Here is a 15708-nt window from a genome sequence, read left to right as displayed (position 1 = left end):
ATACGTGTGAGGAGTATTAAGACAAGGCTTACAGTAAGTTACTTAATACTTATAATTTTGATTGTACTTATATTTGAGGGCATTCTTATGATTAGTGTAAAAAAGTATTATAATAATACTATTGAAAATACATTAAAAAATCAAGCGGAGATATCAAGTGATTTTTACAAGAAGTACCTTGCTGATACAAATATTTTAAAGGCATCTAATGACATAATAGATAATTTTTCTTATTTAACAAACTCACAGATTCAGATTGTGAATACAAATGGAATAGTAATTAACGATAATAAGGGCGTATCATCTGGAATAAAAATACAATCGCCAGATGTTGATGAAGCACTAAATGGAGAGATAGCAATTTTTAAAGGCACATATAAAGAAAGTATAATAGTAGTTTCAAAAAGTTTAATATCAAATGGTAGAACGGTTGGAGTTATACGGCTTATAACATCAATGGCAAAGGTAAATAAACTTCTTACAAGAATATATTTTGTACTCGCATTAATAGGAGTTATTGTTATTTTAGCCACAGCAAAACTAAGTATAATTATGTCTAAAACGATTATAGAACCATTAAAAACTGTAACAAATGCAGCTAATGAAATGGCTAAAGGGAAATTTTCAACAAGAATAGATAAAAAATATAATGACGAAGTAGGTATAATGGCTGATACCTTAAACTATCTGTCTGAGGAAATATTAAAAAATGAAAAATTGAAAAATGAATTCATATCATCAATATCACATGAACTTAGAACACCATTAACATCTATAAAAGGCTGGGCATTAACATTAAAAAGAAAAGAATTTACAGATGAGGTTAAAAAAACGGAAGCACTTAATATTATAGTTGAAGAAAGCGAAAGATTATCATTGATGGTAGAAGATCTTTTAGACTTGTCAAGATTTCAAGCTGGCAGAATAACTCTTCACATAGATAAAATTGATATAAGCCAAATTTTAAAAAATATAATTATGGAGTTTCAGCCAAGAGCACAGAAAAGTGGAATTACGTTAATTTACAATACTGAAGAAACTGTATTTATTGACGGTGACAAAAACAGACTGAAACAAGTTTTTATTAATATATTAGATAATGCTTTAAAGTTTTCCAGTAGAGGGGGAGTAGTTTATATAGGACAGGTTGAGGAAAAGGAAAGTCTAACAATAACCATAACTGATAAAGGCATAGGTATAAGCGAAGAAGATTTAAAAAGCATTACCAAAAAGTTTTACAAAGGAAACTCTAAAAAATCAGGAAGTGGGTTGGGACTTGCAATATCAAATGAAATAATAAACTTGCATAAAGGAGATCTAGTTGTTAGTAGTGATTATGGAAATGGAACTAAAGTAGAAGTAAAGTTGCCACGAAATAGGCAGAACAGATAATCTGATTTTGTATAAGCAAAATAAAAGGTGCTTTTATTAGCACTAATTAAGATAGATTAGTTATGAAATATTACAATAGAGTTTACAGATTTAGCTTCACATTGACATATATATATATAATGTATCCTATGTAGAGAAGGCTTTTTATGTATAAAATAACTAAATATGCATATAGAAAAAAAAAGCATAAAAGTATGCCCGCTAAAAAGATAGTTAATCAATGATTATGTAATTTAATAATTGACTAACGGATATATAAAGGAGAGTTATTTATGATTAAAAAAGGAACGCTATTTATAATAATTTCAATTATAAGTGTTAGCATGTATGGATGTTCGAATAAACAGGCAACAGCTGATAAGCAAGCAACGGTTGAGAAACAGGCGACAGCTGAGAAACAAGTAATAGCTGAGAAACAGGCAACAACTGAGAAACAATCAACAATTAAGAAACAAGTAACAACTAGCCCAAATAATAAAACAAGTAATAAAACAACAGCTTCAAAAGAATCTAAAAACAAAACAGTAGTTAAGGAAAGTTTTTATGGTGAGTGGATAATTAAGAGTAATCCAGTAGGTTCGTCTGTAACCGCTTATAGTAGTGAGGATGTAAAAAATATAGTTGGAAAAAAAGTTACTTATTCAAAGGCAAAAGCTAGTTATGGAACTAATATATGTACAAATCCGGTTTATAAAAAATCAAGTATTTCTAAATCAGAGTTTGAAAGCAGTTTTCGTGTTAACTTTAGTAAATTAAATGTTGCAAGTTTTCCTCTTAAGCATGTTGTTGTAGATGGCTTAAGTGGTATAGGCAATCATTTTTATGTAAAAGATGCTAATACACTTTTACTATTTAGTGGTGGATATTTTTTTGAACTAGACAGATTAAATTAGATTGATTAAATATCGTTATCATAAGGGTATTTATATTTAGGGGTAATGCTTGCAAAACATACGTTAAGACAGCTATTACTAAAATATTACAACTTAGAATTAATACTAAATAGTTCTAAACAGAAAAAGCATTTTTTTGATCAAAGTAAGTTAGGTGAAAGGAGGAATAAGAGTGAATCATATTATTAGCGTGATATTATTTGTATTATTCGGCATCCTTATACTTATCGAGTATTTTAAAAACAAGAAAACATATAGATTAATAACAATAATCCTCATACTATTCGCAATCTTCTTTCAGCTGCAATCATCAAATAATATTAGTAATCCATTATTAAACATTTTAATAGGAATATTAACTTTAATTGGATTTTTTATCGTTCATGTTTTAATTATATACATACAGCAGGAAAAGAATTATAGATAATATCTATTGCAGTAATAAATATTTGAAAAGTTTATTTATATACATGTAATGTTAAAGGGGTGTCTCATGGAAATACAAACAATAAAACACAATAAACCTATGAAAGTTAGAATAATTCCTATTTCTATTTTTACTTTACTTGTTCTATATTTAGGTATATCACTATATTTTAGTAATCATTTTTATTTTGGGACTGTAATTAATGGCATTAAAGCTTCTGGTAAAACCGTAGAAAAAGTAGACAAAGAGATGTCATTAAAATCCAAAACATATACACTGATACTTAAAGAACGAAACGGTGTGAAAGAACAAATCAAGGCTACTGACATTGGATTTAAATATAATGCAAATGGTAAAATTCAAACTTTAAAAGACAGTCAGAATTCTTTTATGTGGATTTTTTCGCTTTTTAATTCGAAAGATTCTGAACTATCAGGCCTAGTGACCTATGATGAAAAACTATTAAAAGAATGTTTTGATAAGCTCTCTTGTTTTGATAACAAGAGTGTAATTGAACCTCAAAATGCTAGTTTTAAATATTCAGATAATGGCTATACGATTGTAAATGAAGTTAATGGAAATAAAGTCAAAAACAAACCTTTGTATGCAAATGTAGTAAATGCAATTCTGAAGGGAGAAACAATAGTAGATCTGGAGACAAAAAAGTATTATATAAATCCAAAATATACTTCAAAGTCCAAAGAAGCTATTAACACTAACATTTTGCTTAATAAATATGTAGCTTCAAAAATCACTTATACCTTTACTGGAGGTAAAGAAGTTTTAGATGGTTCTATAATTCATAACTGGCTTGGAGTTAATGAAACCCTTAGTATTACATTTGATAAAAATAAAATGGATACCTATGTAAAAAAACTTGACGATAATTATAATACAGTTGGGAAGGAAAGAAAGTTTGCTACATCAGTAGGAACAACAGGAACTGTCAGTGATGGCGATTATGGATGGTTAGTTAACCGAACAGGGGAAATCGCTGATTTAATTGTGGCTATAAAAGCTGGACAAACCATAACAAAGAAGCCTCAATATACCCAAACCGCTGTATCTCATGATGTTAATGATATAGGGAATACCTATGTAGAAATTAATTTGACAAGGCAGCATTTATGGTTTTATAAGAATGGTTCGCTTATTGTAGAAGGAGCTGTTGTTACTGGTGGTGTTAGCAATCATCATCAAACACCGACAGGGGTTTATAGCTTAAAAGATAAACTAAGTAATTTCGTATTAAGGGGGCCGGGTTATACTGTGCCTGTAGCGGTTTTTATGCCTTTTAATTATGGAATTGGAATACATGATCTAGGTAGAAAGGTATTTGGCGGAAATGAATATTTGACAAATGGTTCTCATGGTTGCATAAATTGTCCACCTAGTTTGGCAAAAACTATATACAATAATATAGATACTAAAACTCCTATAATTTGTTATAAGGACTGATTCAATAAATATTAATCAATGTCTTATTGAGATGGAATAATAATATATAACCACATGGTGGGTTCTCGCCAATTTATATAATGGGTATTTTTGCCCATCCCTCCGAAAAGGTGGAATAGGCAAATTATCTGAGAAACCTTTTAAATATTTTACACCAACATTTCTCTGAATCACACTAATGTGGTTAAAATAACAGTTATCATCAATCTTAAAAAAGGCATTTCTGTTTTTTTGAGTTAGTATACAATATAAGAATAATCTTCAAATAAGTCTTTGCCACAACATGAACACTCAAGTTTTTTACACTTATTAAATATATTAGACTTTTCCATAAAATTCCACTTTCTTTCGTACTTAAACTTCTATAAAAGAAATCAGAAACCTTTATTGGTGAAATATATTTTAAAGTTTTAATAATAAATGATGTGAAACCAGACTTCCACGACATTTATTGTATTAATATCTATAATTAAATTATATTTTTCTCTTATGTTTTAACTAAAATACTTTATAGAAATTTCAATTTTTTATCTGTCCGTTATCTTACTTCCAACGGGTACTACATAAGATGCACTTACATATCCTATTTTGCCATTGTAATCTATCTTATAAAAATTATTTATTTTTCCGGTTATAACAACCTTGGTCCCACTTTTCATACTTCCCAATACTGCATAGTTTGTTCTTTTTTACTTAATCTTAAAAAATAAAAAAATAAATAGTAAGGGGTTATAAGCCACAGTATGGATAGTAGTTCTATACTGTGGTTTTTAAAACACTTTATTTGTAAATTAGCGATGGTTAAAAAATTCTTCTGCTTTCTCCACCCATTCTTCTGGATGGTAATCACTTATTTCTGAATGATAATATCCTTTCAATTCAACTACTTTACACTTTTCCATATAAGACTGGAATAATTTTGCTGATTGTTTAATACATTTCATTTCCTTACTTCCATACCAGTAAATGGTATCTGCCTGGCTGTCTTTTAAGCTTTCTTTCAATTTGTATTGATAATAGGTATCTAAAATCTGAATTAGATTTTCAATTTTCATAGATGTAGTATCTCTCAAATACAACTCTGTAATCTCTTTAGGGTATTGCATGCGTTTAGGAAGTCTCTTTAGTGCCCATTTACCAAATGATTTGGAAAACATCCATTTACCACATAGTTTAACTACAAAAATACTGAATTTCGAAAGAAATGGCTGAGGAATACAAAGTCCACTTTCTATAATCGCCTTTTGTGCAATATCCCTTCTTCTTGATAGAAGTTCTATTGTGATCTGACCACCAAGAGATACTCCGCTGACTGCAAAAAGTTTACCATCACAGTTATTGTCAATATATTCAATTAACTGGTCTACAATTTTTTCTGTAGAAATATAAGGAACATTTCCTTCTTCGCCATGTCCATCAATCACCGGTAGTATTACATGATATTTATTTCGCAATAATCTAGCTTCTCGTAAATAAAGCCAATAGGATCTACCTGCACCATGAATTAGCATTATGTGTGGTAAATTTTTATCTCCATACTCATAAAACTTCATAATTGTGGCTCCTTTCGGGATTTATTTTAAAATATTTCATCCAACATATTTTCTATCATTCTATGAACGATTTTCTCAATACCTGTTTCGACTAAAATATCCTTATTTTCTACTACGAGATTCATAACCTGAATCCAGTTAAGAATCGCATCCAGATCATACTTCTCTTTTTTTTCATTTACATAGCGTAAATTTTTCTCCATTTGCATTTTTGCATCTGATATTTTATTCAAACAATCACTGGGAAGTCTAGTAAGGAATGTCTGTATATCCTCTCTTTTCAGGAAGCGATACACATTATCTTCATCCTTCAAAATCATACCAGAGTATAATTTTCTCAAATCTTCCCGATCTAGATACCCCTTTATTTGAATAATTTCTTCCACCTTCTGATTGATTCTTTCTTGATAAGCATTAGCTAGCCCATATACCAGCATCTCTTTCGAATCAAAAAAATTGTAGAATGTGCCTTGTGCAATTCCTACTTTCTTCGTAATTTGTTCGATGCTCATTTTTCTCATTCCATATTGCTTTATTAGTTCCAAACCCATATCCATAATTTGTTCTCTTATTTCTTGGCGCTTTTCTTGTGAGTATATTTTTGGCATCTTCTCATCTCCTTTTAAAATGAATATTTTATTCATTTATTCATTTATTTAATATTATACACCTTATTTATCTTTTTACCAGTTTTTGTGGATTAAAAGATAGTTTAATCCACTATATGGATTTCAAACTATCACTTTTATATTTTTGATGAACCCTAAATTTAAATATAAATTTGTTTATGATTTTATAAAATCTGTTTGTGTCGGAAATTGTATGTTTCATGTGTTTTATATTGTTTCTTTTTATAAAAGTAATATACTTTGTTGTGTAAGCATCAAAACTTTTAGCTTGTACTGACGGGATAATTGGAGGAGGTAATAATTTATGATGAATAGTAATATTGAAATTAGCAAACAGTTAAGTAAAAATATAGAAGAGTTTTGGGATGCAATTATGCTTAAAATTGAACTACCATTAGATAAAAAAGTGGATTTAAAGGAGAAAAATAAGGCGAAGTTGATAACTATCATACAAGAACTTGTTTCCAATGGTCATAAAGAAAAAGAGGCTTTTAAAATTGCTATCGATAGATTTGCTGAAATTAACGGTTTACACAGTGAGACAGTTAATTTTAATAAAAAAAGTAAAACTTTTAAAAACTTTAAGGATATTTCATTATTAGCATATATATTACTGTTTGGATCATTGCGAAGTGTATTTATATTTAAACAATCTGTTTGTTTTTATATAATAGTTTCTTTAATAGGTGGAATTCTATTAGTAATAAAAAACAATGCTATTACTATTGAAAAATATAAAAATTTAATAAGAATTTTTGATACTTCTCTAATATTATTAATAATATTATTTTACCAGCATAGTACATTTTCACTTCTAATAAAAGATTTATTAGCCTTATTAACAATTATATTGTATATATTTTGGTATTTTAAATTACTATTTAATAGAAAGTTAATTTAATTTATTAACTTTCTATTTTATTGTTATTTTAATTATTTGGTAATAAAAAAACAAATAAATTTGTAATTACATACTAAACTAAGTTACTTTGACGTTGCGTTCTTTAAAATCGTTTCAAAAATTCGGGAGTACACATCTTTAATATTCGCTTGATTTTCAATATCATTGTATAAACCGTATCCCTAGGTATTCAATTTATCCACAGTATACAAAATGCCTGTTGCATATGTTTGGTCAGTAACCGTAGGTGCATTGTCGTAAGTGAGGTCTTCCATTACGAATGGAGCATAACTTTTTTCAGTTTGAATAAAAAAGAATGGTATTTTAGATTTTTTGTAAATAGAGGCTTATTTCCCTTGTGAGGCTTCTGATAAGTTATTTTTAGTAATGAAGATTGTATCATATTGTGAACTAAAGAGTTTCTTTTCTAAATCAGAAAATTTTATTTTGACGAAAGTGACTTGTTTTTCACGTACGTTAGGTGGCTCACCAATAACTCCAATATTTAACGTCCTCCCATTATACGGATTCGTTTTTTCTGATTGTGGCTGTGGTTGTGACTTACTACAGGCTGTAAAAGTACCGAATATTGTAATTACACTAAGTATTGTAACTAATAAAGAATAGCGTCGTATTCTTTTCATACTTAAAAGTACTCCCCTCATATAATTTACTTATTAATGATAGATTTAAATTTTTTCTGATATTAGTTTGTGTAAATTTATAATTGTATCCTCATTCAATTATATAATATAACAATATAATTATTCAAGTATTTAACATAATTACATATAAATTAATTCCATGATTTTAAATTTTTAATCGTTGTAAAAATGCTTTATATTAAAAATTATGGTATTATATAGTATATTAAATAAATAGTAAAATTTGAAAGGAATAAAATAATGGATTTTAAAGAAATTATGAAACAAAATAAAGGATATTGTTCAAAGAACACAGATATGCCGTCAGAATTACAACAAAAGGCGAAAGAATTATGTTGGAAATATAATCAGACTGGACCATCTGAGGGAGAAAAAAGAAGTTGTATTTTAAAGGGATTATTTGGAACTTATCATCCGCTAACATTTATTGAACCATCATTTCGTTGTGATTATGGTTTCAATATACATACCCATGGACTTACTGTGATTAACTATAATTGTGTGATACTGGATACATCGCCAGTCCATATTGGTGCAAATGCATTTATAGCTCCTGGGGTTTGTTTAGCGTGTTCAGGACATGCTGTGCTTCCAATACAAAGAGCAGAAGGAATTGGAACTTCAAAACCGATTACAATAGAAGATGATGTATGGATTGGTGCTAATGTTACTGTATGCGGTGGAGTTACTATCGGAAAAGGTAGCATTATTGGAGCAGGAAGTGTGGTAAATAAAGATATTCCAGCAGGGGTAATTGCAGTAGGTAATCCTTGCAGAGTATTGCGAGAGATTACAAAAGAAGACATAATTAACTTATCCGCTGAGTAAGACAAATTCAACTTTGTAGAGTTAATGTAACATAAGGTGTTACTCTTTACTTGGAATGTATTATAAAAGTTAAGTAAAATAGTATAGCCTATAACGCAGACAATTTAAATTGTCTACTTTATAGGCTAGTGTATTATCTCTTTAGGCGTGTGTGTTTGAGTACTTCTAGGGGGTGGTAACATCTACTTTTTCTATATCTTTTATGGATAAATAAGCTACAAAAATGCCTATAATCGCAAGAATGATAGGAATTATGATTATAGAACTTAATGTATCGCCATTAGATCCACTATTTAATAAACTTACCACTATTATTGAAGTTATTATTGTGGCAGATCCTGATTTGTTTCTCATACCTATATATAGTGGAATTAAACTTACAAAGGAAAATGTTGCCGAATACACAAAAATATTAATTAAATTTTTTACTAAAATATCTTGAGTTAAAGGAATTTGAATAAAATTTGCAAATATATTTAGAAGATATATACTGAAAATCAAGAATATATTTGACAAAATCATAGTTGTAAAAGCAAATATAACCACAATAGCTAACTTTGCTGCCATAATCTTTTTTCTTTTTATTGGATAGCTAAACATAATATTTATTGTTTTGCATTTGTATTCACCAATTATTAATTTAGAAATAAGAGCCGCTGCAAAAATTGAGAAAGTAGCTCTTACTATAGTACCTGTATATAGAAAAACATCACTATAATTTCTGAACATATTTTCCTTAGTGTTAAATTTTAAAGAATATACACCTAGAAGCAAAACAGCTAGTATAATTAAATTTATAATCATAACTGTTTTTACATTTTTATTAAGTTTAAATTTCTTGATTTCTAATTTAATTAATTTAAGCATTTATATTACCTCCATTTAAAAGTTTTAAGAAATAATCTTCTAAAGAACTTTTTTTCTTATTTATAGATTCAATTTCAATACCTTTTAAAATTAATGCTTTTGAAATATCTTTTTGAGCTAACTTCAAGTCATATATTCTTATAAATGTATTGTCTACAATCTTAAAGTTAGAAATATTTAAATCATTTTCTAAAATATAAGAAGCTTTTATAAAGTCTTTAGTATTAATTTCTACATACTCAGTATGATCTGTTCTGATGCTTTCCATTGAGACCTCTTTTATTAATATGCCATTGGTTATTATCCCTATAGTATCTGCTATTTGTTCAATTTCGCTCAAAATATGACTAGATATTAAAATGGTAATACCATATTCTTTGCTTAACATTTTTAATAAATTTCTAATCTGTTTGATACCTATTGGATCAAGCCCATTAATAGGCTCATCTAATATTAAAAACTCCGGTTTTGTTATAATTGCCCTTGCAATTCCTAGTCTTTGTTTCATTCCTAGAGAAAAATTCTTAACTGGTTTATCATCTATACCACTTAAATTTACTAGTTCTAATGCCCTATTGATAGCACTTTTATCGTAATATCCCATATATTCACAATGAAGCTCCAGATTCTCTCTACCAGTGAGTTTATCGTAAAACACAGGATACTCAATGATGCTTCCTATCCGTTTTAAAATTTCATAAGCTTTAAAATTTAGTTTCTCACCAAAAATTTCAATTTCCCCAATGCTTGGTTTAACAAGATTTAATATCATCTTCATAATTGTAGTCTTACCAGCTCCATTGGGCCCTAAAAATCCGTATATTTCTCCTTTTTTGATCTTCATATTTACATTAGTTACAACCTCATTGTCTATAAATTTTTTCGATAAATTTATAGTTCTTAATATATAATCCATGGTTCATCCCCCTTTTTTTATCTACTATAGTTCTATTGTAAGGTATAGACTTATCTTTTTTATTAACCAAATCTTACGAAAATCTTAAGTTGAAAAGCAAAATACTTTTTATTTCGCATCTTACTAATATAAACTAATAAGTTATTCTCTTTAATTGAAAAATAAAGCTAGTTTTTTCATAAGGTTTGCTTTCTAGTGATATCTTCCCACCTAATTTCTCAACAAGCCTTTTGGTTATTGTAAGTCCTAATCCACTTCCTTGATATAATTTATTTCTTGAATCTTCAAGGGTGTACATCCTTTCAAATACCCTGTCAACATTAATTTCTTCAATTCCTTTACCTTTGTCGCAAATTTCTACATAGGAACAGTTATCATCATAAGTTAATTTCAATCCTAAGTATTTACCATCACTACCATATTTAATTGCATTAGAAATTAAATTGTTCATTATTCTATGAATGGCATCTAAATTACCAAGTACATAAATATTGATACTAGGAATATCTATACTTACTTCATAACCTTTTGAAGTCAAATTTTCATAAAATTCTAGTAGGCTTTTTCTGCAAATTTCGTTTATATTGACCCTTGATATAGTTATATCCTTATCGCCTGATTCAATCTTAGCCAAATCAAAGAACTCATTGATAAGACCAATTACTTCAAGAGCTTTGGTATAAACATTAGAAAGCAATAGATCCCTTTCATCCTTACTAATATCGTTGTCTAACTTTATTGTCTCGATATAACCTAATACTACTGTGAGTGGAGTTTTTAAATCATGTGAAATGTTTGATAACATTTTGCTTATAGATATTTCCTTTTTTCTATAGTCAGCCAATATTTTTTGATTAAAATCTAAAAGATTATTAATCTCCACAAGTATTTTTTTAATTTCTTTATCCTCAGTTTCAACTAGGAGCTTTTCATTAGTATTTTCATTTATAATTTTGTTTAACTTCTTTTGAATATATCTTAAATTATTATTTTTTTTCTTTTCAACATTAGTATTAAAAAGTATTATACAAATTAGAATAAAGATAATTATTATTAATAAAGTAATCACTTATTAACCTCCAACTTGTAACCAATACCCCATAAAGTCTTTATGTATTGTGGATTTGAAGGGTTATCCTCTATCTTTTCTCTTAGTCTTCGCATATGAACATTAATTACATTTTCATCTCCACAGTAATTATCTTTCCAAACAAAGCTGTAAATTTGAGCCTTAGTAAATACTCTATTTGGATTCTGGATAAACAATTTTAAAATATCAAATTCCTTAGAAGTTAGCGAGACAACCTGGTTATTTTTAACAACAGAAAAATTTTTTATATTTATAGTAAGTTTTCCAACTTTAAATATCAGTGATTCATCTTTTTTGTCACTACCAGAATACTTTGTGGCTCTTCTTATAGCGGCTTTAATTCTTGCAGAGAATTCTATCATAGAAAAAGGCTTGGAAATATAATCATCCGCTCCTAACCCGAGTCCCACTGCTTTATCTACATCACTATCCTTGGCAGACATAATTAATATTGGTACTGAACTTTTTTCTCGAATTATCTTCATAGTTTCTATACCGTCTAATTTGGGCATCATTAAATCAAGAACAATTAAATCAAAAACATGACTTAGATATTTAACAATCGCTTCTTCACCATCAAAGGCCGTTGTTACGATAAACCCATCCTTTATCAAGTAATTCTTAACCATTTCGCTAATGGAAATATCATCTTCAACAATCAAAATTTTATTATTCATAATCATTATGCCTCTTTTCATAGATATTTAAATTTTTGTACTAATGCAATAATTATACTATTTTACTGTAGATTAAACATAACAAATAAGCAAGTGACCTCATATTTAATGATATGGGGCTTAATATATTTAAATTATGGTAATTATGGTATAATTATATACAATATGAGCTGCAAGGCAGCACGCGAAAGCGTCTTGTTTCTTCTTTGAAATGGAAGAAATGCTGTTTCTATTAGTAAGCTATTAATAAATAGTAGGAATACAATACAATTTTAAAAGGCTACACTACCAGAGGGTAAAGGCGTGAGGAGGCTCCATACTTACTCGACAATTTAAAAAAAGGGGTGCAATAGAATGAACTGGATTGGTATATTGCCAGTTGTAATTGGAGTAATTTATTTAATATATTCTGTTTTGTTTGGGGATAAAGTTAATTATTACAACAGAAGATTTAGTAAAAGAAACAAAATGAAAATTATAAAATTAAGTGAATTTTTGAGGGTACAATTAAATTTTTCATTACTAAATTCTATATTCTGTATTATATCTGGGATGTTAATAATCATATTTAATCTTAATAGTTTATTTATTTTAGTGGTAGCTATAGTATCCAGTCTAATGGATTTTTTGTTAGTATTAAAAAGTAAAATGAAAGGGTATGTGGACTATAAATATAATTGAGGGTTAGATTAAGTCATAATATTTGTCGTCACAAGTAACCATACATAATTAGATTTGAGGTTACTAATTGAAGTTGCAACCGAAGAAGAAGTCAGAGGTATACAAATTGGTATTTTCAAATAGTAGTAATGCAAGATGCATGGAGTGATAGTTACAGTTAAATTGAAAGGAAATTTATTGGAAAAATTATAAAATACAAAAATGTAGTGTGTTAGTAAAATATGGAAAAGTGTATTTATATAGAATAGGGGTATTAAATTGAAAAAAATAGTGCTATATAGTGACCAAATTATAAAAGAAAATCGGAAAATAGATTATGAACTTCTACGATTACTAAATAAAAAAAATCCATCAATAGGATATCGATTTCATAGGATTTACATTACGTAATGGTTGTTGAAAACTTCTCCATCTATAGAGTAAACTATTAATGTTAATTTGTTCTATAGATGATATTGTAGTGATCTTTGAAGAGGGGTCTACTATTACTTACTCAGTAAAAGTACTACCATCTACAGTTATAAGATTGAATGAAATAGCTTTTAAGCAAAGATCAATAGCTGCTTAAAGTGAAATTATTACTTGTGAAATGCCTAGAGTGGTGAAAAGGAGAGGGGTATGAGGAAGAAAAAGCTTAAGGTTCTTGGAAGAATATCAGGGTGTGTAATTGCGTTGCTAGGTGGGGTATTAATATACGTATATAATAGTTATCCTATATGTGCATATGTCCCTAAACCATATAATTCTGCTGGAAATGCAGTATTGGATAAAAAGATGACTAATTTAGAGGTAAAAATGGATGTGGAAAAGATGATAGAAATAATGGAAAACACACATCCCATTTTTTTAGAAAAACAAACCGAAAGATATAAAGAAGCAAAAGAAAAATTTTTAAAAGAGACAAATAAAAGTATGGTCGTAGGTGAATTCCAACGTGCTGTTAGTAGATATTTAGTATCAATAGAAGATGGGCATACACAACTTTACTGGAAAGAGGATCAGTACTTAAATATTAACTGGAGATATTTAAATGGTAATTTGGTTATGTTTTCAGATGATGGTAGACAAATAGATAAAGTAGTAACGAAAATTAATGGAGTACAAATAAATAAGGTTATGTATACAATTAAGGATCTTTTTCCGGCAGAAAATTATGTGGCTGAAAATATTAATAATGCCAAGTATTCAAAGGGAAAGATGGTATTAACGTACTCGGGTGTTGATTGCTCAAAAGATATATTATTAACGGAAAAAGGTAAGGATGGAGAAGAAAATGTTAAAGTAGAATTTAACAAAGTGGAAGATAATGATACAGATTATGAAATTTCAAGCAGAAAAATTGATGATAAAACAATATATGTAAAGCTAGGCGTTTGTGAAGTTAATAAAGATTTAAATAATGTTGTAGAAGATTTAAGGCAAGCCGTTGGTAATGGTATAAAAAATGTAATAATAGATGTTAGAAATAACCCAGGTGGAAATTCAAAGGCATGTGATATGTTATTAGATTCACTTAAAATGAAGCCTGGATGTTATGGATCTATAATAAGATTTTCTTCATTAGCACAAGAAAGGCATGGTTTTCTAAGGAAAAACGGATATGTATCTTTTAAGAGCAGTAATGATGTGGTGAAAAACAAAGATATAAAATTATATGTTATTACAAATGAAAAAACGTTTAGCTCAGCTCAAATGTTAGCTACATGGGTTAAGGATGGAAAACTAGGTACTATAGTTGGACAACCAAGTAGTAATATGCCATCTTCATTTGGAGATGTATTAGGATTTCAATTAGATAATTCAAAATTACAAGGGCAAATTTCATTCAAGAAATGGATAAGACCAGATAAAACAAAAGAGGCCGAAAGAGTATTGCAACCAGATATTTATGTAGATTATTCAGAAGACGCATTAAGTACAATTTTGGATAAAACCAAATAAAGGGAAAAAGATAAAAGTAGTATTATAAATGTTTTTTTAATTAGTGGTTTTATCGTAACAAGTAACCCTACATAATTTAATGTGGGGTTACTTGTGTTAATATTTTGAATGTAACAAGTGGGTTACATTAACATTGAGGATATTGTCAATTTCATTATATTTCACTACCATTTTTACAATAATTAATACAATTTCCCAACCATTTAATAGTAGATTCTTCTCGTATAATAGCTCCGTCTAGAACCAGATAATCTCCAAAAACATCACTATTAAGAGGTGGAACGCTATCGTAGGGTTCCTTTTGCTCGTATAAAAAGGTAAGTCTCTCATTATGTTTAAGTAATTGATGTTCCAATAAATCGATTCTAGTGTTTACATCTAAATTACTTGAAAAATACATTCTAAGCCTAAAAATATTTTTGGGGGTTTGTTCCATAGGGACATCCTTTTTCAACCATTTTAAAAATTCTTTTTTACCTTTTTCCGTGATATCATAAATTTTTTTTTCTAATACGTCCCCACTAATTTCGATATCATAAACTATAAGGTTTTCGTCGACTAATTTTTTTAATTCAGGATATATCTGACTGAGCTTTGCACTCCAAAACTCAGCTAATTGAAAATTAAATTCTTTTCCTATGTCATAACCAGTTATAGGTTTTCTATTTATTAATCCTAAAATTGCATATTTAAGGGTCCTCATTAACACACCTCTTCCTTTTACCTATTTATTATAACATGGTTTTTGTAAATTACAATTTAAGTTGATTAGTACGAGCATATAACATAA

General features: G+C 28.4%; 16 protein-coding genes and 1 pseudogene. 8 read left to right on the top strand and 9 right to left on the bottom strand.

What is annotated here, in order from left to right; all coding sequences use genetic code 11:
• Positions 1–6: 6 nt before the first annotated feature.
• The 3 genes from KPL54_RS26770 (at position 7) to KPL54_RS23630 (ending at position 4170) form a co-directional block, all read left to right on the top strand.
• Positions 7–1392, top strand: coding sequence for a HAMP domain-containing sensor histidine kinase (locus KPL54_RS26770; protein ID WP_216108954.1), 1386 nt, complete (start codon positions 7–9; stop codon positions 1390–1392).
• 272 nt (positions 1393–1664) lie between these two features.
• Entirely contained in the window at positions 1665–2285 is a 621-nt protein-coding gene (locus KPL54_RS23635) for a hypothetical protein (protein ID WP_216108953.1), read from the top strand.
• Between the two features lie 493 nt (positions 2286–2778).
• Complete coding sequence (locus tag KPL54_RS23630) at positions 2779–4170, top strand: L,D-transpeptidase family protein (RefSeq protein WP_216108952.1); 1392 nt, start codon at positions 2779–2781, stop codon at positions 4168–4170.
• A 527-nt stretch (positions 4171–4697) separates the two neighbouring features.
• Here KPL54_RS23630 and KPL54_RS23625 read toward each other — a convergent pair.
• The 3 genes and pseudogenes from KPL54_RS23625 to KPL54_RS23615 form a co-directional block, all read right to left on the bottom strand.
• A pseudogene (locus KPL54_RS23625) lies at positions 4698–4844 on the bottom strand (SH3 domain-containing protein); the annotation flags it as partial.
• Between the two features lie 117 nt (positions 4845–4961).
• Positions 4962–5723, bottom strand: coding sequence for an alpha/beta fold hydrolase (locus tag KPL54_RS23620; protein ID WP_216108950.1), 762 nt, complete (start codon positions 5721–5723; stop codon positions 4962–4964).
• A gap of 26 nt (positions 5724–5749) precedes the next feature.
• Positions 5750–6331 (bottom strand): TetR/AcrR family transcriptional regulator, encoded by a 582-nt coding sequence (locus tag KPL54_RS23615; RefSeq protein ID WP_162523123.1) that lies wholly within the window; start codon positions 6329–6331, stop codon positions 5750–5752.
• Between the two features lie 325 nt (positions 6332–6656).
• Here KPL54_RS23615 and KPL54_RS23610 point away from each other — a divergent pair, with 325 nt between their 5' ends.
• A complete protein-coding gene (locus KPL54_RS23610; protein WP_216108949.1) occupies positions 6657–7253 on the top strand; it encodes a hypothetical protein in 597 nt (198 codons plus the stop codon).
• Positions 7254–7600: 347 nt separating this feature from the next.
• Here KPL54_RS23610 and KPL54_RS23605 read toward each other — a convergent pair whose 3' ends face one another.
• Positions 7601–7897, bottom strand: coding sequence for a hypothetical protein (locus tag KPL54_RS23605; RefSeq protein WP_216108948.1), 297 nt, complete (start codon positions 7895–7897; stop codon positions 7601–7603).
• Positions 7898–8158: 261 nt separating this feature from the next.
• Here KPL54_RS23605 and KPL54_RS23600 point away from each other — a divergent pair, with 261 nt between their 5' ends.
• Positions 8159–8746, top strand: coding sequence for a sugar O-acetyltransferase (locus KPL54_RS23600; RefSeq protein ID WP_216108947.1), 588 nt, complete (start codon positions 8159–8161; stop codon positions 8744–8746).
• Positions 8747–8911: 165 nt separating this feature from the next.
• On the opposite strand, the gene KPL54_RS23595 is transcribed toward KPL54_RS23600, so the two are convergent.
• From KPL54_RS23595 to KPL54_RS23580, 4 genes are all read right to left on the bottom strand, one after another.
• On the bottom strand, positions 8912–9613 hold the full coding sequence (locus tag KPL54_RS23595; RefSeq protein WP_216108946.1) for an ABC transporter permease: 702 nt from the start codon (positions 9611–9613) through the stop codon (positions 8912–8914).
• A complete protein-coding gene (locus KPL54_RS23590) occupies positions 9606–10529 on the bottom strand; it encodes an ABC transporter ATP-binding protein (protein WP_216108945.1) in 924 nt (307 codons plus the stop codon). Before KPL54_RS23590 ends, KPL54_RS23595 begins: the two co-directional genes overlap by 8 nt.
• Positions 10530–10662: 133 nt before the next feature.
• A complete protein-coding gene (locus KPL54_RS23585) occupies positions 10663–11598 on the bottom strand; it encodes a sensor histidine kinase (protein WP_216108944.1) in 936 nt (311 codons plus the stop codon).
• The gene (locus KPL54_RS23580; protein ID WP_290444465.1) at positions 11595–12296 is read right to left on the bottom strand and encodes a response regulator transcription factor; all 702 of its coding nucleotides are present in this window, start codon (positions 12294–12296) and stop codon (positions 11595–11597) included. The genes KPL54_RS23585 and KPL54_RS23580 overlap by 4 nt, the downstream gene beginning before the upstream one ends.
• Before the next feature lie 354 nt (positions 12297–12650).
• Here KPL54_RS23580 and KPL54_RS23575 point away from each other — a divergent pair, with 354 nt between their 5' ends.
• The 3 genes from KPL54_RS23575 (at position 12651) to KPL54_RS23565 (ending at position 14918) form a co-directional block, all read left to right on the top strand.
• Entirely contained in the window at positions 12651–12977 is a 327-nt protein-coding gene (locus tag KPL54_RS23575) for a hypothetical protein (RefSeq protein ID WP_216108943.1), read from the top strand.
• A gap of 430 nt (positions 12978–13407) precedes the next feature.
• Positions 13408–13545, top strand: coding sequence for a hypothetical protein (locus KPL54_RS23570; protein ID WP_216108942.1), 138 nt, complete (start codon positions 13408–13410; stop codon positions 13543–13545).
• 50 nt (positions 13546–13595) lie between these two features.
• Positions 13596–14918, top strand: coding sequence for a S41 family peptidase (locus tag KPL54_RS23565; protein WP_216108941.1), 1323 nt, complete (start codon positions 13596–13598; stop codon positions 14916–14918).
• A gap of 154 nt (positions 14919–15072) precedes the next feature.
• On the opposite strand, the gene KPL54_RS23560 is transcribed toward KPL54_RS23565, so the two are convergent.
• A complete protein-coding gene (locus tag KPL54_RS23560) occupies positions 15073–15621 on the bottom strand; it encodes a PadR family transcriptional regulator (protein ID WP_216108940.1) in 549 nt (182 codons plus the stop codon).
• Positions 15622–15708 lie beyond the last annotated feature (87 nt).

Source organism: Clostridium estertheticum, from assembly GCF_018861295.1.
Classification (GTDB): Bacteria; Bacillota; Clostridia; order Clostridiales; family Clostridiaceae; genus Clostridium_AD; species Clostridium_AD estertheticum_D.
Note: the sequence above shows the minus strand (reverse complement) of the source record. Positions and strands in the feature narration are given on the sequence as shown.

Coding starts and splice junctions, on each gene's coding strand:
- KPL54_RS23635 (WP_216108953.1), top strand. CDS start 1,665: ATGATTAAAAAAGGAACGCTATTTATAATAATTTCAATTATAAGTGTT.
- KPL54_RS23630 (WP_216108952.1), top strand. CDS start 2,779: ATGGAAATACAAACAATAAAACACAATAAACCTATGAAAGTTAGAATA.
- KPL54_RS23620 (WP_216108950.1), bottom strand. CDS start 5,723: ATGAAGTTTTATGAGTATGGAGATAAAAATTTACCACACATAATGCTA.
- KPL54_RS23615 (WP_162523123.1), bottom strand. CDS start 6,331: ATGCCAAAAATATACTCACAAGAAAAGCGCCAAGAAATAAGAGAACAA.
- KPL54_RS23610 (WP_216108949.1), top strand. CDS start 6,657: ATGATGAATAGTAATATTGAAATTAGCAAACAGTTAAGTAAAAATATA.
- KPL54_RS23605 (WP_216108948.1), bottom strand. CDS start 7,897: ATGAAAAGAATACGACGCTATTCTTTATTAGTTACAATACTTAGTGTA.
- KPL54_RS23600 (WP_216108947.1), top strand. CDS start 8,159: ATGGATTTTAAAGAAATTATGAAACAAAATAAAGGATATTGTTCAAAG.
- KPL54_RS23595 (WP_216108946.1), bottom strand. CDS start 9,613: ATGCTTAAATTAATTAAATTAGAAATCAAGAAATTTAAACTTAATAAA.
- KPL54_RS23590 (WP_216108945.1), bottom strand. CDS start 10,529: ATGGATTATATATTAAGAACTATAAATTTATCGAAAAAATTTATAGAC.
- KPL54_RS23580 (WP_290444465.1), bottom strand. CDS start 12,296: ATGAATAATAAAATTTTGATTGTTGAAGATGATATTTCCATTAGCGAA.
- KPL54_RS23575 (WP_216108943.1), top strand. CDS start 12,651: ATGAACTGGATTGGTATATTGCCAGTTGTAATTGGAGTAATTTATTTA.
- KPL54_RS23570 (WP_216108942.1), top strand. CDS start 13,408: ATGTTAATTTGTTCTATAGATGATATTGTAGTGATCTTTGAAGAGGGG.
- KPL54_RS23565 (WP_216108941.1), top strand. CDS start 13,596: ATGAGGAAGAAAAAGCTTAAGGTTCTTGGAAGAATATCAGGGTGTGTA.
- KPL54_RS23560 (WP_216108940.1), bottom strand. CDS start 15,621: ATGAGGACCCTTAAATATGCAATTTTAGGATTAATAAATAGAAAACCT.